Annotated in this window: 21 protein-coding genes; 14 read left to right on the top strand and 7 right to left on the bottom strand. The window is 73.6% G+C overall.

Annotated elements, in window-relative coordinates:
- The first annotated feature begins 1 nt into the window (after window position 1).
- Genes BAW75_RS22435 through ccsB form a run of 5 tightly spaced genes read left to right on the top strand, consistent with a single transcriptional unit; the run spans window position 2 to window position 4,665 of the window.
- Window positions 2-649, top strand: coding sequence for a histidine phosphatase family protein (locus tag BAW75_RS22435; RefSeq protein WP_013283542.1), 648 nt, complete (start codon window positions 2-4; stop codon window positions 647-649).
- Window positions 649-1,224 carry a TlpA family protein disulfide reductase gene (locus BAW75_RS22430; protein ID WP_030500717.1) on the top strand — a complete coding sequence of 192 codons (576 nt, stop codon included), beginning with the start codon at window positions 649-651 and terminating at the stop codon, window positions 1,222-1,224. Before BAW75_RS22435 ends, BAW75_RS22430 begins: the two co-directional genes overlap by 1 nt.
- Window positions 1,224-2,090 carry a cytochrome c biogenesis CcdA family protein gene (locus tag BAW75_RS22425; RefSeq protein WP_064448401.1) on the top strand — a complete coding sequence of 289 codons (867 nt, stop codon included), beginning with the start codon at window positions 1,224-1,226 and terminating at the stop codon, window positions 2,088-2,090. Before BAW75_RS22430 ends, BAW75_RS22425 begins: the two co-directional genes overlap by 1 nt.
- Complete coding sequence (resB, locus tag BAW75_RS22420; protein ID WP_104114814.1) at window positions 2,090-3,709, top strand: cytochrome c biogenesis protein ResB; 1,620 nt, start codon at window positions 2,090-2,092, stop codon at window positions 3,707-3,709. Before BAW75_RS22425 ends, resB begins: the two co-directional genes overlap by 1 nt.
- Window positions 3,709-4,665, top strand: a complete 957-nt coding sequence (gene ccsB / locus BAW75_RS22415; RefSeq protein WP_104114825.1) for a c-type cytochrome biogenesis protein CcsB — start codon at window positions 3,709-3,711, stop codon at window positions 4,663-4,665. Before resB ends, ccsB begins: the two co-directional genes overlap by 1 nt.
- On the opposite strand, the gene BAW75_RS22410 is transcribed toward ccsB, so the two are convergent.
- Window positions 4,634-4,858: a hypothetical protein gene (locus BAW75_RS22410; protein ID WP_104114813.1), complete on the bottom strand. Its 225-nt coding sequence runs from the start codon at window positions 4,856-4,858 to the stop codon at window positions 4,634-4,636. The two genes, ccsB and BAW75_RS22410, sit on opposite strands and share 32 nt — an antisense overlap.
- Before the next feature lie 95 nt (window positions 4,859-4,953).
- Between BAW75_RS22410 and BAW75_RS22405 the strand changes: the two genes are divergently transcribed.
- Window positions 4,954-6,435: an ATP-binding protein gene (locus BAW75_RS22405; RefSeq protein ID WP_104114812.1), complete on the top strand. Its 1,482-nt coding sequence runs from the start codon at window positions 4,954-4,956 to the stop codon at window positions 6,433-6,435.
- A gap of 7 nt (window positions 6,436-6,442) precedes the next feature.
- Here the strand turns inward: BAW75_RS22405 and BAW75_RS22400 are convergent, their stop codons facing one another.
- Window positions 6,443-6,913, bottom strand: coding sequence for a MarR family winged helix-turn-helix transcriptional regulator (locus tag BAW75_RS22400; protein WP_104114811.1), 471 nt, complete (start codon window positions 6,911-6,913; stop codon window positions 6,443-6,445).
- A gap of 63 nt (window positions 6,914-6,976) precedes the next feature.
- Between BAW75_RS22400 and BAW75_RS22395 the strand changes: the two genes are divergently transcribed.
- The 3 genes from BAW75_RS22395 (at window position 6,977) to mqnP (ending at window position 9,990) form a co-directional block, all read left to right on the top strand.
- The gene (locus tag BAW75_RS22395; protein ID WP_104114810.1) at window positions 6,977-7,531 is read left to right on the top strand and encodes a carboxymuconolactone decarboxylase family protein; all 555 of its coding nucleotides are present in this window, start codon (window positions 6,977-6,979) and stop codon (window positions 7,529-7,531) included.
- A 93-nt stretch (window positions 7,532-7,624) separates the two neighbouring features.
- A complete protein-coding gene (locus BAW75_RS22390) occupies window positions 7,625-9,085 on the top strand; it encodes a menaquinone biosynthesis decarboxylase (protein ID WP_043327390.1) in 1,461 nt (486 codons plus the stop codon).
- Window positions 9,085-9,990, top strand: coding sequence for a menaquinone biosynthesis prenyltransferase MqnP (mqnP, locus tag BAW75_RS22385; RefSeq protein WP_030500725.1), 906 nt, complete (start codon window positions 9,085-9,087; stop codon window positions 9,988-9,990). Before BAW75_RS22390 ends, mqnP begins: the two co-directional genes overlap by 1 nt.
- Before the next feature lie 19 nt (window positions 9,991-10,009).
- Here the strand turns inward: mqnP and BAW75_RS22380 are convergent, their stop codons facing one another.
- Window positions 10,010-10,975, bottom strand: a complete 966-nt coding sequence (locus BAW75_RS22380) for a terpene synthase family protein (protein ID WP_104114809.1) — start codon at window positions 10,973-10,975, stop codon at window positions 10,010-10,012.
- A 145-nt stretch (window positions 10,976-11,120) separates the two neighbouring features.
- Between BAW75_RS22380 and BAW75_RS22375 the strand changes: the two genes are divergently transcribed.
- A complete protein-coding gene (locus BAW75_RS22375) occupies window positions 11,121-11,765 on the top strand; it encodes a UbiX family flavin prenyltransferase (protein ID WP_043327384.1) in 645 nt (214 codons plus the stop codon).
- Window positions 11,766-11,822: 57 nt separating this feature from the next.
- Here BAW75_RS22375 and BAW75_RS22370 read toward each other — a convergent pair whose 3' ends face one another.
- Window positions 11,823-12,089: a BldC family transcriptional regulator gene (locus tag BAW75_RS22370; RefSeq protein WP_013473529.1), complete on the bottom strand. Its 267-nt coding sequence runs from the start codon at window positions 12,087-12,089 to the stop codon at window positions 11,823-11,825.
- A 267-nt stretch (window positions 12,090-12,356) separates the two neighbouring features.
- Between BAW75_RS22370 and BAW75_RS22365 the strand changes: the two genes are divergently transcribed.
- Genes BAW75_RS22365 through cds1 form a run of 3 tightly spaced genes read left to right on the top strand, consistent with a single transcriptional unit; the run spans window position 12,357 to window position 14,805 of the window.
- The gene (locus BAW75_RS22365) at window positions 12,357-12,815 is read left to right on the top strand and encodes an Lrp/AsnC family transcriptional regulator (RefSeq protein WP_018787850.1); all 459 of its coding nucleotides are present in this window, start codon (window positions 12,357-12,359) and stop codon (window positions 12,813-12,815) included.
- A gap of 42 nt (window positions 12,816-12,857) precedes the next feature.
- The gene (locus BAW75_RS22360; protein ID WP_104114808.1) at window positions 12,858-13,700 is read left to right on the top strand and encodes an SDR family NAD(P)-dependent oxidoreductase; all 843 of its coding nucleotides are present in this window, start codon (window positions 12,858-12,860) and stop codon (window positions 13,698-13,700) included.
- A 10-nt stretch (window positions 13,701-13,710) separates the two neighbouring features.
- Window positions 13,711-14,805, top strand: coding sequence for an L-cysteine desulfhydrase Cds1 (gene cds1, locus BAW75_RS22355; RefSeq protein WP_104114807.1), 1,095 nt, complete (start codon window positions 13,711-13,713; stop codon window positions 14,803-14,805).
- 16 nt (window positions 14,806-14,821) lie between these two features.
- Here the strand turns inward: cds1 and BAW75_RS22350 are convergent, their stop codons facing one another.
- The 3 genes from BAW75_RS22350 to BAW75_RS22340 form a co-directional block, all read right to left on the bottom strand.
- Entirely contained in the window at window positions 14,822-15,442 is a 621-nt protein-coding gene (locus BAW75_RS22350; protein WP_104114824.1) for a putative glycolipid-binding domain-containing protein, read from the bottom strand.
- Between the two features lie 97 nt (window positions 15,443-15,539).
- The gene (locus tag BAW75_RS22345; RefSeq protein ID WP_104114806.1) at window positions 15,540-17,441 is read right to left on the bottom strand and encodes a DEAD/DEAH box helicase; all 1,902 of its coding nucleotides are present in this window, start codon (window positions 17,439-17,441) and stop codon (window positions 15,540-15,542) included.
- Between the two features lie 189 nt (window positions 17,442-17,630).
- Window positions 17,631-19,367 carry a hypothetical protein gene (locus BAW75_RS22340; RefSeq protein WP_104114805.1) on the bottom strand — a complete coding sequence of 579 codons (1,737 nt, stop codon included), beginning with the start codon at window positions 19,365-19,367 and terminating at the stop codon, window positions 17,631-17,633.
- A 65-nt stretch (window positions 19,368-19,432) separates the two neighbouring features.
- Between BAW75_RS22340 and BAW75_RS32650 the strand changes: the two genes are divergently transcribed.
- Window positions 19,433-19,710: hypothetical protein (locus BAW75_RS32650; RefSeq protein ID WP_208635293.1), on the top strand; the 278-nt coding region annotated here is incomplete at its 3' end.

Raw genomic sequence — 19,710 nt, 5'->3', positions numbered from 1 at the left:
TATGGCGGAGACCGTGGTGCACGTGCTGCGGCACGGTGAGGTGCACAACCCGGACGGCATCCTCTACGGCCGCCTGCCCGGGTTCCGCCTCTCCGAGCTGGGCGTGCAGATGGCGAAGGCGGCCGCGCAGGCGCTCGCCGACCGGACCGTGGTGCACGTGGTGGCCAGCCCGCTGGAGCGCGCCCAGCAGACCGCCGAGCCGATCGCGGCGCAGTTCGGCCTCTCCGTCGGCGTCGACGAGCGGCTGATCGAGAGCGCGAACTGGTTCGAGGGCAAGAAGGTCTCGCCCGGTGACGGCTCGTTCCGCGACCCGCGCAACTGGTGGGTGCTGCGCGACCCGGTGACCCCGTCCTGGGGCGAGGCGTACCGGGCCATCGCCGAGCGCATGTTCGCCGCGCTGCACGCCGCCCGCGTCGCCGCCGAGGGCCGCGAGGCGGTGCTCGTGTCGCACCAGCTCCCGATCTGGACGCTGCGCCGGCACGTCGAGCGCAAGCGCCTCTGGCACGACCCGCGCCGCCGCCAGTGCGGCCTGGCCAGCCTCACCTCGTTCCACTTCGACGGCGCCAAGATCGTCGGCATCGGGTACTCCGAGCCGGCCGCCCACCTGGTGTCGATCTCGCCGACCGCCCGGACGGCCAAGGGGGCCTGATGCTCACCCGGAGGCTCGCCGCCGCCCTGCTCGCCGCCGTCACCGCCGGTACGGCGCTGGTCGGCTGCTCCTCCGGCAGCCAGGAGAGCCGGTGCGCGGCCGACGGCTCCGTCGTCACCTGCGCACCCGACCAGCGCTCGAAGACGCCGAAGGTCAGCGGCGAGCTGCTCACCGGCGGCGGCTACGACATCTCCCGCGACCGCGGCCAGGTCGTCGTGGTCAACTTCTGGGGCTCCTGGTGCGCGCCCTGCCGTGCCGAGGCCGACGACCTGGAGGACACCTACCAGGCCACAAAGGGCTCCGGCGTGACGTTCCTCGGCATCAACGTGCAGGACAGCAAGGACAAGGCGCTCGCCTTCGAGGAGGGCCGGGTCACGTACCCGAGCATCTTCGACCCGGCCAGCCGGCAGGCGCTCAACTTCGACATCCCGCCGAACACCACGCCGGCCACCGTCGTGCTCGACCGCGAGGGCCGGATCGCCGTGGTGATCCGCCGGGCCGTCACCCGCGACGAGCTGCGGCCGATCGTCGAGAAGATCGCCGCCGAGTCACCGGCGCCGAACGGCGCCCGCTGATGGGCGAGACGTTCCGCCAGCTCGCCGAGTCCGGCCCGCTGCTGTTCGCGGTGGGCGCGGCCGCACTGGCCGGGCTGGTGAGTTTCCTGTCCCCGTGCGTGCTCCCGCTGATGCCCGGCTACCTGTCGTACGTGACCGGCCTGGCCGGCGCCGACCTGGAGGGTGCAAGGAAGGGCCCCCTGTTAACGCCTCCGGTAGAGGAAGGGCCCCTTGTTAACAGCGGCGGCGCGAGCGGGGGCGGTGTGGGCGTCGCCGAGCGGGCGGCGCCGGCCCGGACCACCGCGGCCGTCAAGGGCCGGGTGCTCGCCGGCACGCTGCTGTTCATCGCCGGCTTCACAGTCGTGTTCGTCGCCACCGCGATCCTCTTCTCCGGCGTCGGCAAGCTCTTCTTCCGGTACGAGCGCACGCTGGAGATCGTCATCGGCGCGCTCGTGGTGGTGCTCGGGCTCGGCTACCTCGGGGTGATCCCCGGCATGCAGCGGGAGTTCCGCATCCGCTGGCTGCCCTCCGCCGGGCTGCTCGGCGCGCCGGTGCTCGGCGCGGTCTTCGCGCTCAGCTGGCTGCCCTGCACCGGCCCGACGCTCGGCGCGGTGCTCGGCATGGCGGCCACCGAGGGGGGCACCGACCGGGCCGTGGTGCTCGCCGTGGCGTACTGCCTCGGGCTGGGGATACCGTTCGTCGTCTTCGGGCTGGGCTTCCAGCGCCTGCTCGGGGTGTTCCGCGCCGTCCGGCGCAACAGCCGCTGGGTCACCCGCATCGGCGGGGCCCTGCTGATCGCGATCGGCCTGGCGCTGATCAGCGGCGGCTGGGTGAACGTGGTGATCTGGCTGCAGACGAACGTGGGCGTGGGCGAGGTGAGCATCTGATGACGACCGTCGACGACCGGCCGTCGACCCCTCCGGCGCAGGCGCCCCGACGGCGGGTCAACCCGGTGCTGGCCCTGCTGCGCAACTCGTGGCGGCAGCTCACCAGCATGCGTACCGCGCTGATCCTGCTGTTCCTGCTCGCCGTCGCGGCCATCCCCGGCTCGGTGCTGCCGCAGCGCGGCGTCAACCCGGAACGGGTCAACCAGTGGTTCGTGGACCACCCCGACCTCGCACCCCGGCTGGACCAGATCGGCGCGTTCGAGGTCTTCGGCTCGGTCTGGTTCTCCGCGATCTACCTGCTGCTGTTCACCTCGCTGATCGGCTGCATCCTGCCCCGCGCCCGGGACCACGTCCGCGCGCTGCGGATGAAGCCGCCGGCCGCGCCGAAGCGGCTCGAACGGCTGCCCCAGCACACGGTGCTGGAGGCCCCGGCCGCCGCCGATCCCGAGGCGATCGCGGCGGTGCTGCGCGGCCGCCGATGGCGGGTCACCGTGCGCGGCAACGAGGTCTCCGCCGAGAAGGGCTACCTCAAGGAGACCGGCAACCTGCTCTTCCACGTATCGCTGGTCGCCGTCCTGCTCGGGGTCGCGCTCGGTTCCTGGTACGGATGGCACGGCAACCGCATCCTGGTCGCGGGCGAGGACAACGCCTTCTGCAACACCCGTCAGCAGTACGCCGAGGCGTCGCTCGGCCCGCGCGTGGACAGCGCCGACCTGCCGCCGTTCTGCCTGACGCTGGAGAAGTTCGAGGCCGACTACCTGCCGTCCGGGCTGGCGTCCCGCTACTGGGCCACGGTGACCGTGGACGAGCCGGGCGGCGCGGTGCGGACCGCCGGCTTCTCGGTCAACTCGCCGCTGCGGCTCGGCTCGGCGAACGTCTATCTGCTCGGCAACGGCTACGCGCCGCTGCTGAAGTACACCGACAAGTACGGCCGCAGCCAGACCAGCGAGGCGCCGTTCCTGCGTACCGGCGACTCCAACGCGACCGAGGAGGGCGTGGCGATCTTCCCGGACGCCAACGTCGACCCGAAGACCGGCGCGCGGGCCCCGGACCAGCAGATCGCCTTCGACGGGCTCTACCTGCCCACCGGGCCGGAGAGCGCGCCGTACGTGGCGTCGCAGTATCCGGCCGAGCGCAACCCGATGGTGAACCTGACCGCGTACCGGGGGAACCTCGGGATGGACGCCGGCATCCCCGGCTCGGTCTACGCGCTGGACCGGCGGCAGATCGACGACGGCAAGCTCAAGGAGATCGGCACCAAGCTGCTGCGGCCGGGGGAGAAGTGGACCCTCGACGACGGCAGCACGCTGGAGTTCGTCGGCACCAAGCCGTACATCACGCTCGCGGTCCGGCACGCGCCCGGGCAGACGCTGCTGCTGGTGGCCAGCGGCACGCTGCTGCTGGGCCTGATGGGCTCGCTGTTCGCCCGGCGGCGACGGGTGTGGTTCCGGGTTTCGCCCCCGGAGGGTGGATCTCCGACGGGCGGTAGTAGTTTGGTGGAGGCCGGTGGGCTGCCGCGCACCGAGCACCCAGGGTTCGCCGACGAGTTCGCGCAGCTCGTCGCCGCGGTGAGCGGCGACGAGCCGGACGCGCGGCGGGCGCGAGAAGGAGACGAGTGATGTCCGCACTCTCCGACCAGCTGGTCACGTACGCGATCCTGGTGTACCTGATCGCGATGATCAGCCACGCCGTGGAGTTCGCGCTGGGCAACGCGCGGAAGGTCCCCGCGGCCGCGCCCGCGCGGGAACTGGTCGGCGCGGGCGCCGGCGGCACCGTCGACGAGCCGGCCGCGCCGCCGCGCCCGGACCACTCCGCCGCCCGGGCCGTGCTGGCCGGCCGGATCGCCGGCTGGCTCACCGCGGTCGCCGCCGCCGTGCACCTGGGCGCGGTGATCACGCGGGGCGTCGCCGCCGACCGGATGCCTTGGGGCAACATGTACGAGTTCGTGCTGACCGGCACCTGGATCGGTGTGGCGGCCTGGCTCGTGGTGCTCTGGAAGCAGCCGTGGCTGCGCCGGCTCGGGCTGTTCCTGACGCTGGTGATGGTGCTGCTGCTGGCGTTCGCCGAGCTGAAGCTCTACGTGCCGATCGAGCCGCTGATGCCGGCGCTGCAGTCGTGGTGGTTCATCATCCACGTCTCGACGATCATCTTTGCCTCGGGCCTCTTCCTGCTGGGCGTGGTGCCCGCCGCCGCGTACCTGATGCGGGCCGGCTGGGAGCAGGGTCGCCGCAGCTTCCCGTACACCCTGGCCCGCCGCCTTCCGGCGGCGGCCGGGCTGGAGCGGTTGACCTTCACGCTGCACGCCTTCTCGTTCCCGATCTTCACGTTCGCGGTGATCGCGGGCGCGATCTGGGCCGAGGCGGCCTGGGGCCGCGCCTGGGGCTGGGACCCCAAGGAGACCTGGGCGTTCATCTCCTGGGTGGTGTACGCGGGCTACCTGCACGCCCGGGCCACGCCGAGCGTGAAGCGCAACGTGGCGACCTGGATCTCCATCGTGGGCTTCCTGACCGTGATGATGAACCTGTTCGGCGTGAACTTCTTCTTCACCGGTCTGCACTCGTACGCCGGGGTGTAGTGGCCGGGCGCGCGCTCAGCACCTCGTCCACCCGGCGCGTGACCTGGTAGGCCACCTCCGGCAGGTCGGCCAGTTCGAGGCGGTCGGCCCGGAGCGCGAACTGGGCGTGCAGTTCGCGGGCCACCGCGTCGCGGATCTCGGCTTGGAGCGGGCTGAGGCCGTCCGGGTCACCCACCGCGTATGCGTCATCCATCCGCCGATGATGAACCGCCGTCGGCGAACCTGTCAGTGACGAAGAATGTAGAACTACACTTCTTAGAACTGTAGTTATAAGAAGTGTGAGCCTGTATGCCGCTGCTCGGAAAGCCCGCAGAGATCTTCGACCGGGATGTCGAGTGGGCCGAACTCGCCCGGTTCGTGGCCGACGACCGGCCCGGCGCGACCCTCGGCGTGGTCAGCGGCCGCCGGAGGCAGGGCAAGACCCTGCTGCTGTATCAACTGGCGCAGGCGAGCGGAGGCTTCTACTTCGGCGCGACCGAGGCGACGTCGACGGAATCGCTGCGCCGGCTGGGCGAGGCGCTCGGCGCGTACTCCGGGGGGCCCGGACCCGTCCACCTGCCGGACTGGGGTGCGGCGGTCGACGCGTTGCTCGCGCTGGGACGGGAGCGTCCCGTCACTGTCGTCCTCGACGAGTTTCCGTACCTGGTGCGGGCGGCGCGTGACCTGCCGTCGATCATCCAGCATGCGCTGACACCGGGGCGTCCGGAGCGGACCGGGTCCCGGGCGCGGTTGTTGTTGTGCGGCTCGGCGCTGTCCTTCATGGGAGGGCTGCTCGCCGGGTCGGCGCCGCTGCGCGGGCGCGCCGGGCTGGAGCTGCCGGTGCAACCACTGGACTTCCGCGCCGCGGCGGCCTTCTGGCAGATCGACGACCCGCTGCTCGCGGTGCGCGTCTTCTCCGTCGTCGGCGGCACGCCGGCCTACCGCCGGGAGTACGTCCAGGACGACGCCCCGGCCGGGCCGGACGACTTCGACGCGTGGATCGTCCGTACCGTCCTGAACCCGGCCCGGCCGCTGTTCCGCGAGGCCCGGTACCTGCTGGCCGAGGATCCGGACCTGCGGGACACGGCGCTGTATTACTCGGTGCTGGCCGCCGTGGCGGAGGGGAACGCCAGTCGTGGCGGCATCGCCGGCTACATCGGGCGGAAGGCCACCGACCTCCAGCACCCGCTGACCGTGCTGGAGGACGCCGGGCTGCTGCTGCGGGAGCCCGATCCGCTGCGCAGCGGTCGCAGCAGCTACCGGATCACCGAGCCGTTGATCACCTTCTACCAGGCGGTGATGCGCCCGGCGTGGACGGCTCTGGAGCAGCGGCGCGGGGCCGACGTCTGGCGTCGTTCACAGCGTCGCTACGCCAGCGCGGTGCTCGGGCCCCGGTTCGAGGAGATCGTGCGGCAGTGGTCGCTGCGCTTCGCCGAACCGGAGTTGCTCGGTGGGCACGTCGCCGAGGTGAGCGCGGCGACGCTGACCGATCCGGACACCCGGACGCGTCACGAACTCGACCTGGTCGCGATGGGAGAGCCGCCCTCGGGCGACGGGCCCCGCCCGCTGTTGGCGATCGGTGAGGTGAAGTGGGGTCGCCGGCTGGGCCGAGCCGACCTCCAGCGGCTGGAGCGGATCCGCGCCGTGCTGGTACGGCGACCCGGCTTCGACGCGGCCGGGGCGCGGCTGCTGCTGGCGAGCGGCCACGGCTTCGATGACGAACTCGTCGACACCGCCGACGGCCGGCCGGACGTGGTACTTGTCGATCCGGCTCGGCTCTACCGCGGCTGAGCGGTCCTCAGCCGCCGAACCAGCCGGGGACGTCGAGGCGGAACACGTCGGCGGGAACCATCCGGCGCAGGTCGTCCTCGATGGCGGCGACCCGGTCCGCGCCGAGCGTGGCCACCCAGCGGTCGCGTAGCTCGTCGAAGACCGCCGCCGAGCGGTGCAGCCCGTCGCGGCCCGTCGCGGTCGTCCGGACCAGCTTGCGTCGGGCGTCGGCGGGGTCGTCCACGCGTTCCAGGTAGCCGAGCGCGACCAGCCGGTCCACCGTCTTGCCGGCGGCCTGCTTGGAGACGCCGAGGCGCTGGCCGAGGTCGGAGGCGGTGGTGCCGTCCGGGCCGACGGCCTGGAGGACGAACCCGTGGGCCGGGCGCAGCTCGGGGTGCCCCTGGCGGGCCAGCTCGGCGTGCAGGTCGTCGACGAGCGTACGGAAGCCGGCGAGCAGGAGCAGCGGCAGCGCGAAGCCGGGGCGGTCAGGCGTTGCCACGTTCGACAACCACGTTTACTATTTCGTCAACCACGTTGACCATCTTACGAGAGGGGCACAGTCATGTCCCGCTTCATCACGTACGAGCCGGACACCGCACCCGCCGCCGCCCGCCCGGTCATGGCCGGGGTACGCCGCTCGCTGGGCCACCTGCCCGCCGCCGTCGGCCTGATGGCCGGCTCACCCGAGCTGCTCAAGGGCTTCCTCGCCGCCAACGCCGCGTTCGAGGCGACCGACCTCGACCCGGTCGCCCGGGAGGTGGTCGTGCTCATCGTCGCCACCCGCAACGGCTGCCACCTCTGCGTGGCCATGCACACCGCTACGCTCGTCCGGCACGCCGCCGCGCCGGAGCTGATCGAGGCGCTGCGGACCGGCGCGACGCTGCCCGACCCTCGGCTGGAGGCGCTGCGCCGGTTCACCGTCGCCGTCCTCGACCACCGGGACGCGGTCCCCGACGCCGACCTCGACGCGCTGCTCGCCGCCGGGTGGCAGCGCCGGCACGCGCTGGACGTGGTGCTCGGCGTCGGCACGTACACCATCTCCACGTTCGCCAACCGGCTCACCGAGGCGCCGCTCGACGCGCCGCTGGCCGCGTACGCCTGGACGCCTGCGGCCTGAGCTGCGGGGTGTTAAGAAGGGGCCCCTCCTCTACCGGAGGCGTTAACAGGGGGCCCTTCCTTACCTCCCAGGAACGTGCGGGAGGATGGCGGCATGGCGGCTCGTGGCTTCCCGTACACCGATCTCAAGGACTTCCTCGCGGCGCTGGAGCGCGCGGGCGAGCTGCGGCGGGTGAGCGCGCCGGTCGACCCCACGCTGGAGATCAGCGAGATCGTCACCCGCACCGTCCGGGCCGGCGGGCCGGCGCTGCTGTTCGAGCGCCCCACCCGGGGTGAGATGCCGGTGGCGATCAACCTGTTCGGCACCGAGAAGCGGATGGCGATGGCGCTCGGGGTGGAAGACCTCGACGAGATCGGCGCGCGGATCGGCGACATGCTCAAGCCGGAGCTGCCGCAGGGCTTCTCCGGGATGATGGGTGGCCTCGGCAAGGTCATGCAGCTCAAGTCGATGCCGCCGAAGAAGGTCAAGACCGCCCCCTGCCAGCAGGTCGTCTACCGGGGCGACGACGTCGACCTGAACCGGCTGCCCGGGTTGCAGGTGTGGCCCGGTGACGGTGGGATCTTCCACAACTTCGGGCTGACCCACACCAAGCATCCGGAGACCGGCAAGCGCAACCTCGGGCTCTACCGGCTCCAGCAGCACAGCCACAACACGATCGGCATGCACTGGCAGATCCACAAGAACTCCACCGCGCACCACGCGGTCGCGGAGCGCCTCGGCGAGCGGCTGCCGGTGGCGATCGCCATCGGCGCGGACCCGGTGGTGGCGTACTCGGCCAGCGCGCCGCTGCCCGCCGACATCGACGAGTACCTGTTCGCCGGGTTCCTCGCCGGTGAGCGGGTCGAGATGGTCGACTGCCTGACCGTCCCGCTCCAGGTGCCGGCGCACGCGCAGATCGTGCTGGAGGGCTACATCGAGCCGGGCGAGCGGCTGCCCGAGGGCCCGTTCGGCGACCACACCGGCTTCTACACGCCGGTCGAGCCGTTCCCGGTGATGCACATCGAGTGCATGACCATGCAGCGCGACCCGGTCTACCACTCGATCGTCACGTCCCAGCCGCCGCAGGAGGACCACGGTCTCGGCAAGGCCACCGAGCGGATCTTCGCGCCGCTGCTGCGCTTCCTGATCCCGGACATCGTCGACTACGACCTGCCCGCCGCCGGTGTCTTCCACAACTGCGCGATCGTGTCGATCCGCAAGCGCTACCCGAAGCACGCGCAGAAGGTGATGAACGCGATCTGGGGCGCGCACATGATGTCGCTGACCAAGCTGATCGTGATCGTGGACGAGGACTGCGATGTCCACGACTACAACGAGGTCGCGTTCCGCGCCTTCGGCAACGTCGACTACGCCCGTGACCTGCTGCTCACCGAGGGCCCGGTGGACCACCTCGACCACGCCTCGTACCAGCAGTTCTGGGGCGGCAAGGCGGGCATCGACGCGACCCGCAAGCTGCCCGAGGAGGGCTACACCCGGGGCTGGCCGGAGGAGATGCGGATGTCGCCCGAGGTGGTCTCACTGGTGGACAAGCGCTGGAAGGAATACGGGATCTGATGACGGCGGCGGTACAGGAACGGCCCGGCCGGGTCGCGTCCTTCCTCAAGCTCGTCGCCATCGAGCACTCGGTCTTCGCGCTGCCGTTCGCGTACCTTTCGGCGCTGACCGCCATGCAGCTCAACGGCGGCCGGGTGCGCTGGGGCGACCTGCTGCTGATCACCGTGGCGATGGTCGGCGCGCGGACGTTCGCCATGGCCGCGAACCGCATCCTCGACCGGCGGATCGACGCGCGGAACCCGCGTACGGCGAACCGGGAACTGGTCACCGGCGCGGTGAGCGTGCGGACGGCCTGGACCGGCGCGGCCGTCGCGCTCGTGGTGTTCCTGGCCGCCGCCGCCCTGCTCAACCCGCTCTGCCTGGTGCTCGCGCCGCTGGCCGTGGTGCCGCTGATCGTCTACCCGTACGGCAAGCGGTTCACCAACTGGCCGCACGCCATCCTCGCGGTGGCGCAGGCGGTCGGCCCGGTCGGCGCCTGGCTGGCGGTCACCGGCACGCTCGACGGCTCCGGCCCGGCCTGGCTGCTCGGCGCGGCGGTCGGCCTCTGGATCGGCGGTTTCGACCTGATCTACGCCTGCCAGGACTCGGAGATCGACCGGGAGATCGGCGTGCACAGCGTCCCCGCCCGGTACGGCCGGCGCTTCGCGCTGCACGCCTCCACCGTCGCGCACGTGGTGACGTTCGCGCTGTTCATCTGGTTCGGCGCCTGGGTCGGTTTCGGCTGGCTGTGGTGGATCGGGCTGGCGCTGACCGCTGTCGCCTTCGCCTACCAGCACCTGGTGGTCAGCCCGACCGACCTGAGCAAGGTCAACCGGGCGTTCTTCACCGCGAACGGCTTCGTCGGCATCGCGTTGTTCGTCCTCGCGCTGCTCGACCTGGTGATCCGGCTCGGCCTGCGGCCGTAACGGCAACGCCGGAACGCGGTCAGGACGCCGGGGTGACCGGATAGCGGGCGCTCTCCAGCGTCCAGTCCACGGTGCCGCGCACGGCGGCGGCCAGGCCGTCGAGGTGGATGGCGACGGCGTCGTCGAGCGCCGGGCCGAACGACGGCGCCGCCGCGCGCGGCGCCGCGAACCGGGCCATCTCGGCCCGCCAGTGCCCGGCCACCAGGTCGACCGCCGCCGGCAGCGGCACGCCCCGCTCGGCGGCCACCGCCAGGACCAGGTTGTGCCCGCCGCCGGTGGCGTGGTCGCGCTCCAGCGAGGCGATGTCGTTGAACCAGGACAGCAGGTCGTTCGCGAGGTCCGCGAGCCGCCGCAGTGCCGGGTGGTGGTAGACCGCGTCGGGCAGCGGGCGTCCGGACGCGAACTCGATGAGCGGGTACGACACGTACGCCGCCGAGGTGGCCCGGCGCAGCCGCACGTACTCGGCGACGCCCGGCGGACGGCCCGACCCGGTGGCGGTGGCCTCCCGGTGGACGCCGTCGAGGTGGTCGGCGACCGCGTCGGCGAAACGTAGCCGCCAGCGGGCCGGCATCCGGCGGCGGGGCTCCCGCCACGCCTGCACCAGCAGGCGCCGCAGCGGGCCGGAGAAGCCCGGATGGCGGGCTCGCGGACCCTCGCGCAGCAACGCGAGCGCGCCGTCGCGCAACGCGCGGATCTGCCCCGGCGTCAGCCCGTCCCGCCCGTCGCAGGCGTCGTCGACCAGGAAGAACCAGGTGAACAGCGCGGTCAGCACCCGCAGGTCCGCCTCGGTGGCGTCCGGGTAGAGGCGGCCGGCGTACCGGGCGAACCCGGCCCGCGCCAGCCGCCGCCGGGTGGCCGGGTCGGGCGGCAGGCCGAGCCGGTCGACCAGTTCCACCAGCCAGCCCTGCACGTCGTCCGCGTACGGGGAGAGGCGGGGCGTGATGGGGCAGTCGGAGCGCAGCGCCCGCAGCACCGCCGCAGTCATCACCGGCCCTTCCCACGGAAGTGGATTTGCCGATCGAAGAATTTCACGCCGAGGGAACTCCCGTGAACCCTCTGGACATCCCGGGCGGGCCGCCCGAACGGGGGTCGTGGTCCGCCGCCCGCGGCGACCAGGCACGCTTGAGGGCATGCGCGAACCATGGGTGGTGGGTGTCTCCGGCGCCTCGGGCACGCCGTACGCGGCGGCGGTCGTCCGGGCACTGCTCGACGCGGGCCAGGCGGTGGACCTGATCGTGTCCCGGGCGGCCCGGCTGACGGTGCTGGACGAGACCGGCCGGCCCTTCCGGGACGGGCACTGGGCCGAGGACCTGGCCGCCTGGCTCGACCGCGACCTCACCGGCGCGGACATCCGGCACTGGCCCGCCGGTGACCTGGCCGCCGGCCCGAGCAGCGGCTCCTATCGGGTACGCGGGATGGCGGTGGTGCCGGCCAGCACCGCCGCGTGCGCCGGCATCGCCATCGGGCTCTCCAAGGATCTGCTCCAGCGTGCCGCCGAGGTGAACCTCAAGGAGCGCCGCCCGGTAGTGGTGGTGCCCCGGGAGACCCCGGTGACCCGCAGCCACCTGGAGCACCTCATCGCGCTGCACGACGCGGGCGCCGTGGTGCTGCCGGCCAGCCCGGGCTTCTACGGCGCCGGGGCGGCGGCCTCCGCCGGGCAGCTCGTGGACTTCGTGGCCGGCAAGGTGCTGGACGCGCTGGGCGTCCCGCACACGCTGTTCCGCCGGTGGGCCGGCGAGCTGGCCTCCGGTCGCCGGGAACCCGGCCCGGCCTGACCGGACCCGGCGTACGACGAGCGGGGCGCGGCCTCGATCGGACCGCGCCCCGCACGTTCAGTACATGCCGGCGTTCGCCGGGCCGGGGCCGGTGGAAGCGGTCGGGCCCATGTTGCGGGCCTTGCCCATGTCCTCCGCCTCGTCCAGCATGCCCTCCCCCTCGAGCAGGGCCCGCACCTCGGATTCCCGAAACCGGCGGTGCCCTCCTGGAGTCCGGATACTGCCGATCCGGCCGGCCGCTGCCCATCTGGTCACGGTTTTCGGGTCAACCCGAAACAGCGCAGCGACCTCACCCGGTGTCAGCAGGCGATCTCCAGTGTCCACAGCCCCCTCCTCGCGTCGACGAAGCCCCCGGCTGAACACACTGCCCCCGGCCGGTGCGAGCCCAGAGCCGTCATGAGGGACGTATGGCAATTACAGCACCGGCTACCGGACGTGTCCGCCAAACGCGAAAAACGCACACACTGGGAAGTTAGGAAATGGTACCGGCGGAGAACCCCCGTGAGCGCACGTTTGTGATAGGCGCGGCCCGACCTCATCGTCGCCCGGTGGCCGCAGTGCCGGGCCCCGATCGAGATAGGGTCACTCTCCGTGGACACGATCGACCTGAGCCTTGTGGAGCTGTTGCGAGGCAACGCCCGTCTGTCGTACGCCGAGCTGGCCCGTCAGGTCGGCCTCTCCGCCCCGGCCGTGCACGAGCGGGTCGGCAAGCTGGAGTCCAGCGGCGTGATCCGGGCGTACCGGGCCGAGGTCGAGCCGGAGTCGATCGGGCTCGGCGTCACCGCGCTCATCGGCATCATCGAGGACTCCGACGCGGACACCGACGACGTGCTGGAGTCGTTCCGGCGCATCCCCGAGATCGAGTCCTGCTACTTCATGGCCGGCGTCGAGTCCTTCCTGCTCAAGGCGCGGGTCGGCACGATCGCCGAGCTGGAGCAGCTGATCGTCCGGCTGAACCGGACGGCCGGCGTGGCATCCACCCGTACCAGCATCGCCCTGTCGACCAAGTGGGAGAACCGCCCGCAGCCGCTGGAACCGCCCACCGCCTGATCACTCTGGCCCCGGCGCGGGGATTGCGGTTACCGTGCGCCGATGACGATCTCGGGACTCGGCGCCGCAGTGGTCACCGGTGCGGTCGGCGGGCTGGGCCGGGCCATCGCCGTCGCGCTGCACGCCGACGGCTGGAACGTGCTGCTCACCGACGTCGACGCCGATGCCGTGGCGACCGCCGCCGCGCCGCTGGGTGGCTGGTCGCGCCCGCTCGACGTACGCGACGAATCCGCCTGCGCGGACGTGGCCGCCGAGGCGGCGGCCGCACCCGGCGGCCTCGGGCTCTGGGTGAACAACGCGGGCATCCTGGTCACCGGCCCGTCCTGGGCGCACGACGCCCCGACCCGGCGCGCGGTGGTGGAGGTGAACGCGCTCGGCGCGATGAACGGCACGCTCGCCGCCGTCGCGGTGATGCGCGAGCAGGGCCGCGGCCACGTACTGAACGTCGTCTCGCTGGCCGGGCTGATCGCCGCGCCCGGCGAGACGGTGTACGCGGCCAGCAAGCACGCCCTGCTCGCGTTCAGCCTCGGCACGTTGAGCGACCTGCGGATGGCCGGCGTCCGGGGCGTACACGTGTCGTGCCTGTGCCCGGACGGGATCTGGACGCCGATGCTGCACGACAAGCTGGACGACCCGGGCGCGCTGGCATCCTTCACCGGTTCGCTGCTGACGCCGGAGCGGGTGGCCGCGCGGGCCGTCCGGCTGGCCCGGCGGCCCCGGCCGGTGGTCAGCCTGCCGCGCTGGCGCGGCGCCCAGGTACGGCTGCTCGACGCCTTCCCCCGGCTCGCCCTGGCGCTCACGCCGGTGATCCGGGCCACCGGCCGGGCCGGTCAACGGCGGCAGGCCCGCCGGGTCCGGGGAAACCCGAGCCCACCTCGCTTGTAACGTTGCCGACGTGACTCATCTCGACCGGTGCGACGAGGCCAGCCGGCGCTGGGTGACCGAGGCGATCGCCGCTGTCGAGGCGGACGCCAACCGCTCCGCCGACACCCACCTGCTGCCGTTCCCGCTGCCCCGCGAGTGGGGGATCGACCTCTACCTCAAGGACGAGTCGGTGCACCCCACTGGCTCGCTCAAGCACCGGCTCGCCCGCTCGCTGTTCCTCTACGGGCTCTGCAACGGCTGGATCGGCCCGGACACCACGATCGTCGAGGCGTCGTCCGGCTCGACGGCGGTCTCCGAGGCGTACTTCGCGCGGATGCTCGGGCTGCCGTTCATCGCGGTCATGCCCGCCTCCACCTCGCCGGAGAAGATCGCCCAGATCGAGTTCCAGGGCGGGCGCTGCCACCTCGTCCAGGACCCGGCGAAGGTGGTGGTGGAGGCGCGCTGGCTCGCCGAGGACAGCGGCGGCCGGTTCATGGACCAGTTCACGTACGCCGAGCGGGCCACCGACTGGCGGGGCAACAACAACATCGCCGAGTCGATCTACGCCCAGCTCGCGCTGGAACGGCACCCGGTGCCCGCCTGGATCGTCGTCGGCGCCGGCACCGGCGGCACCAGCGCCACCATCGGCCGCTACGCCCGCTACCGGCGGCTGCCCACCAAGCTCTGCGTGGTGGACCCGGAGAACTCCGCGTTCTACCCCGCCTGGCAGGCCGGCGACTGGTCGGTGTGCACCGGCCGAGGCTCCCGGATCGAAGGCATCGGGCGGCCCACCGTCGAGGCGTCCTTCCTGCCCAGCGTGGTGGACCGGATGGTGCAGGTGCCGGACGCCGCGTCGCTCGCCGCCATGCGGGCCGGCTCGGCGGTGCTCGGCCGCCGCGTGGGCGGCTCCACCGGCACCAACCTGTGGGGCGCGTTCGGGCTGATCGCCCAGATGCTGGCGGACGGACGTACCGGCTCGGTGGTCACGCTCATCTGCGACCCGGGCGACCGGTACGGCGACACCTACTACTCCGACGAGTGGGTGGCCGGGCAGGGCCTCGACCTCGCCCCGCACCTGGCCACCATCGACCGGTTCCTCACCGACGGCGCGTGGCCGGCGGCCTGAGCCGGCCCCCGGACTGTCAGCGCGGGTCGACCCGCTCGGCCAGCCCCGGATAGCGCACCACGAAACCCTCCGGGTCGACCTCCAGGTCGGCCGTGAACGTGCCGCTGGCGTACCGGACCCGGCCCGGGCCGAGCGAGGTGTAGACCTGCTCGGCCGGGATCACGGCCAGGCCGGGCAGCAGCACCCAGGCCACCGTCACCGCCGTCGCCATGTCGGCGGGCAGCCGCCCCAACCCGATCCGGCGGATCGGCAGCGTGTTCGTCAGCGGGGACCCGCCCAGGTCGACGTCGAGCGCGTCGTCCAGCCGGCCCGGGTCGTCGGTGCCCGGCAACCCCGCCGGTGGGTGGCCCGCCGCGCTCAGCGCCGCGTCCAGGTCACCCTCCTCGCCGGTACGCACGCGCCACCCGTCCCGGCCCCGTTCCAGGCGTACGCTCCGCGACCAGCCCGCGCCCTCTGCCTCGACCTCCAGCTGGTCGGTCGACCAGTCGGGCGCGAGCGCCAGGCGGTAACGGCAGGTGTACGGGATCGGGTCCACGGCGAGTGCCACGCCCTGCGCGGTCAGCCCCTGCCCGCCGTCGAGCACGACGTGCTCGCAGCCGGCGGTGTCGGTCCGGGCCCAGAAGAGCGACTTCGGCATGGTCCGGACGTTACGCGACCCGGCCGTCGGCGGCAGCGGATGCGCGAACGCCGCCGCCGAGCGGGTGCTCGGCGGCGGCGTCGTGGGTGCGCTCAGATCAGTGGGTACGCGCCGGCGGTCGCCCGCCGAAGCCGCGCCGGTCGTCCCGGCCCCGCCCCTCGGCCCGGAAACCGCCGCTCCGGCGCTCGGCCGGACGCGCGTCGCCCCGGTCACCGAAACGCCGCTCGGCGTGCGGGCGGTCCTCCTGGCGACGGTCACCGAAGCCACCCGGCCGGTCGTCGTACCGCCGCTCGTCGCGGTCGTACCCGCGCCCGGCCGCCGGCCGGTGCCGGTCCCCGAACGGGCGGTCGGCGCGCTCGCCGAAACGCCTGTCGTCGCGCTGGCCGCCGAAGCGGTCGCTGCGCTGGCCACGGTCGTCGGACCGCTGCTCGCCGAAGCTCCGGCCGTCGGACCGCCGGTCGCCGAAGCTCCGGTCGTCGCGACGCTCCGGCCGCCCGAAGCGGCGCTCGCCGCCACCGGCCCGCTCGCCCGAGTAGCGCTCGCCCGCCGGACGGTCGCCGAACCGGCGGTCACCGCCACGGTCCGCGAACCGGTCGCCGGACCGCTCGCCCGTGGGCCGGTCGCCGTAGCGGCGCTCGCCCCGGCCGTCGCGGTCGCCGAACCGGCGCTCGCCACGGTCGGAGAAGCCGCCCCGGCCACCCCGGTCGAAGCCCCGGCCGTCCCGGTCGCCGAAGCGGCGCGGGCCGCCGCGCCGCGGCTCCGGCTCGTCCCGCACCGGTACGCCGCTGGGCTCGCGCGCGCCGGTCAGCTCGGCCAGCGCCTCGTCGCCCGCCCGGACCCGGGTCTCGGCCGGCTCGACGCCCGCCTTCTCCATCATCGCCAGAGTGGTGCGGCGCTGCTTGGGCAGCACGAGCGTCGCCACCGCGCCCGACTCGCCGGCCCGGGCCGTACGGCCGGCCCGGTGCAGGTAGTCCTTCGGGTCCTTCGGCGGGTCCACGTGCAGCACCAGCGAGACGCCGTCGACGTGGATGCCGCGGGCCGCCACATCGGTAGCGACCAGCACGGGCGTGCGGCCCTCGCGGAACTCGGCGAGCGTCTTGGTACGCATCCGCTGGGTCTTGCCGCCGTGCAGCCCACCGGCCCGCACGCCGACGGCCGCGAGCTGCTCGACCAGCCGGTCCACGCCGAGCTGCGTACGGGCGAACAGCATGGTGCGGCCCTCGCGGGCGGCGATGGACGCGGCGACCGCGAACTTGTCGTGCGGCGGGATCAGCAGCAGGTGGTGATCCATGGTGGACACGGCGGCGGTGGCCGGTGCGGTCGAGTGGGTGACCGGGTCGGTCATGAACCGCTTGACGAGCGTGTCGACGTCGTTGTCCAGAGTGGCCGAGAACAGCAGCCGCTGCGCGTCCGCCGGGGTCTTCGCCAGAAGCTGGGTGACCTCGGGCAGGAAGCCCATGTCGGCCATCTGGTCGGCCTCGTCCAGCACGGTGATCTCGACGTCGTCGAGCCGGCAGACGCCGCGCTCGATGAGGTCGCCGAGCCGGCCCGGGGTGGCCACGACGATCTCCACGCCGCGGCGCAGCGCGTCGATCTGCCGGTCGTACGGCACGCCGCCGACAGCGGTCTTCAGGAAGACGCCCACCGACTTGCCGAGCGGCACGAGGGCGTCGTTCACCTGCATGGCGAGTTCGCGGGTGGGGACCAGGACGAGCGCGCGGGGGTGCAGCGGCCGGGCCCGGTTGCGGTCGGCGATCCGGGCGATCACCGGCAGGCCGAAGGCGAGCGTCTTGCCCGAGCCGGTCTGGCCCCGGCCGAGTACGTCGCGGCCCGCGAGCGAGTCGGGCAGGGTGGCCCGCTGGATCTCGAACGGGGTGGTGATGCCCTGGTGGGCGAGCGCCTCGACGAGCTGCCGGGGCAGGCCGAGCGACGCGAAGTCGACGGCGTCGGAGTTCGGGTCGACGGACGGGGACGTGCTGGATTCAGCGAACGTGGTCAAGAAATGCCTCTCGAGCGGGGCGCATCTTCGCGATGGCCCGCCGCGGCCTGTCACGCCGCCGAATCGCCCGCAAGATCGCCCATGAGCGCGCAATCGGGGCGCGCCAGGTCAGTAATCGGAGACAAGTGTACGGCGCTTCGCCCACTCCGCCACGGCAGCGCGAGGCGGTAGTGGGCGGGCTCACCCCCGTCACTCGATCGGCATGGCTCCGGTCAGGCCGCTGAGCGCGTCGTTGGCCAGGAAGACCACGAGCAGACTGATCGCGATGAGCATGGTGAGCGCGACCGCCAGCACGATGATCACCTTGGTGTTGCCGCCCCGGGCCGCCGGGCTCTCCTCGGACCAGCCCTGGGCCAGGATGTGCCCGGTCAGCGAGCCGGAGTTCTCCAGCGGATTGCCCTGCGGGAACGACACGGTGGCGAAACCGGGTCCGTCCGTCCCGCCGCCGTAGACGGCGCCGGCGAGGTCCGTGCTGCCGGACTGTTGACGTACCGGACGGGTCGCGTCGGCGTCGCGGGCCGGCGTGGCCGGCGGCGGCCAGGTCGGCAGCGCCGGTGCCGGGACCGCGGGCGGCGGCGGGGCGGAGACGGGCGCGGCGGCCCACGCCGGAGGCGACTCGGCGGAGGACGCCGGAGTGCCGGTCGTGGCCGGCGGCGCGGACGGGAAGGGCGTGGTGGCCGGCGCGGGCGGCACCGCCGAGCCGGCCGACGGCGTGGCGAACGACGGCGGGCCCGCGGTGACCGGTGGCGTGACGAACGACGGCGCGCCTGGGGTGGCCGACGGCGTGCCGAACGACGGGCCTGCGGTGGCCGGTGGCGCGGGGAACAGCGGCGCGGGCGACGGCGGGGTCGGACCCGGTACCGGGGTCGGCGCCGGCTCGGGCTCCGGACCGTGCGGGGCCGGGGGCTGCGCGGGCTCCGGCGGCTGGGCGGGCTCGGGCGGCTCCGGGTTCACCGGACCCGCCCGGTAGACGGTCGCGGCGGCGGGAGCGGTCACCACGGAGGCGGCGATCTCGTCGGCGGACACCCGGCTCAGGCCGGGTACCGCGGCGCTGGCCCGGGCGTGCGCCGTCCCGCCTTGCCCGGCCGGCTTCGTGGACAGCGCGGCATTGAGCCCGGCGGGCTTCGCGGACGGCGCCGCATCGAGGTCGGCGGGCTTCGCGGAGGGCGCCGCACCCGGCCCGGCCGGTTGCTCGGCGAGGGCGGGGGACGCGGTGCCGGAGTCGGCGGACCCGGCTGCCGGGGCGCCGTCCCGGGGATCGGTGGCGGTGCTTCCGGCCGCGTTCTCCGGCCCGCCCGGCGCGGCGTCGCGGTCCGGTCGATCGTCGGTCGCGACCGCATCCGCGCCGGCGGCGTCCTCACCCGGCGTCTCGCCGCCCGCCGAAGTCGACACGCCCGCCGGAGCGGCCGGTGTGGACGAGTCGGCGGGAGCGGACACGGCGGGAGCGGACACGGCAGGCGGAACGGCCGGGGCAGCCGAGTCGGTGAGGGCCGTCGGAGTGGGCACGGGCACCCGGGCGGAACCGGAGACACGGGGAGCCGGGATACCGGCCGCCGGGCCGTCCGGCGTGGCCGGGGAGGGCGTACCCGCAGCGGGTGTGCTGATGGGGGCCTCGGGTGTCGCCGGGCGTTCGGCCACGGCGAAGGCGGACCAGGTCGACGGGGGAACTGTCGCGCCGGGCTGACGCCGGTCCAGCGGCGGGGCGTCCGCCGGGGTGCCCGCGCGGTACGTGGTGGGGCTCGACGGCGCCGCCGGCGGCTCGTCGCCGGCGGGAGGCGGTACGGCCGCCCCGGCGACGGTCACCCGTGCCCGCGCGACGGCCACCGGCCCGGGGCGGGCCGCTGCCGGGCTGTCGTCGGCAGGGTCGGCGGCGTCGGGCGTCGGTCCGGGGTGGACCTTCTCCGCCGGAACCTCGTGCTCGCCCATCTCGCCCCTCCGCACCTACGCTCGCCCCCGACCGTGGCGCCGGCCGAAAGTGCCTGGATCTCACCGTGCCATATTCCGGCCCGGGCGCACAGCCGGAGTGCGGGTTGGGTCAGTCGGCGCTGCCGCTCGCGCTGGCGGAAGCGCTGGCGGACGTGCTGCGCGACGGGGCGACGCTGCTGCTGCTCGGGGCGGCGCTGGTGCTCGGCGCGGCGCTCTTGCTCTCGCTCGGCGTCGGCGTCGGCTCGTCGGGCGGGCTGGGCGGTGTGCTGGGCGTCGGGCTGGAGGTCGTCGGGTCCGGCGTGGGCGTGGTCGGCCTCGGGGTCGTCGAGGTCGGCCTGGGGGT

Source organism: Micromonospora chalcea (assembly GCF_002926165.1).
GTDB lineage: Bacteria > Actinomycetota > Actinomycetes > Mycobacteriales > Micromonosporaceae > Micromonospora > Micromonospora chalcea.
The sequence above is the reverse complement of the archived record's forward strand: the minus strand, read 5'-3'. Positions and strand labels throughout refer to the sequence as shown.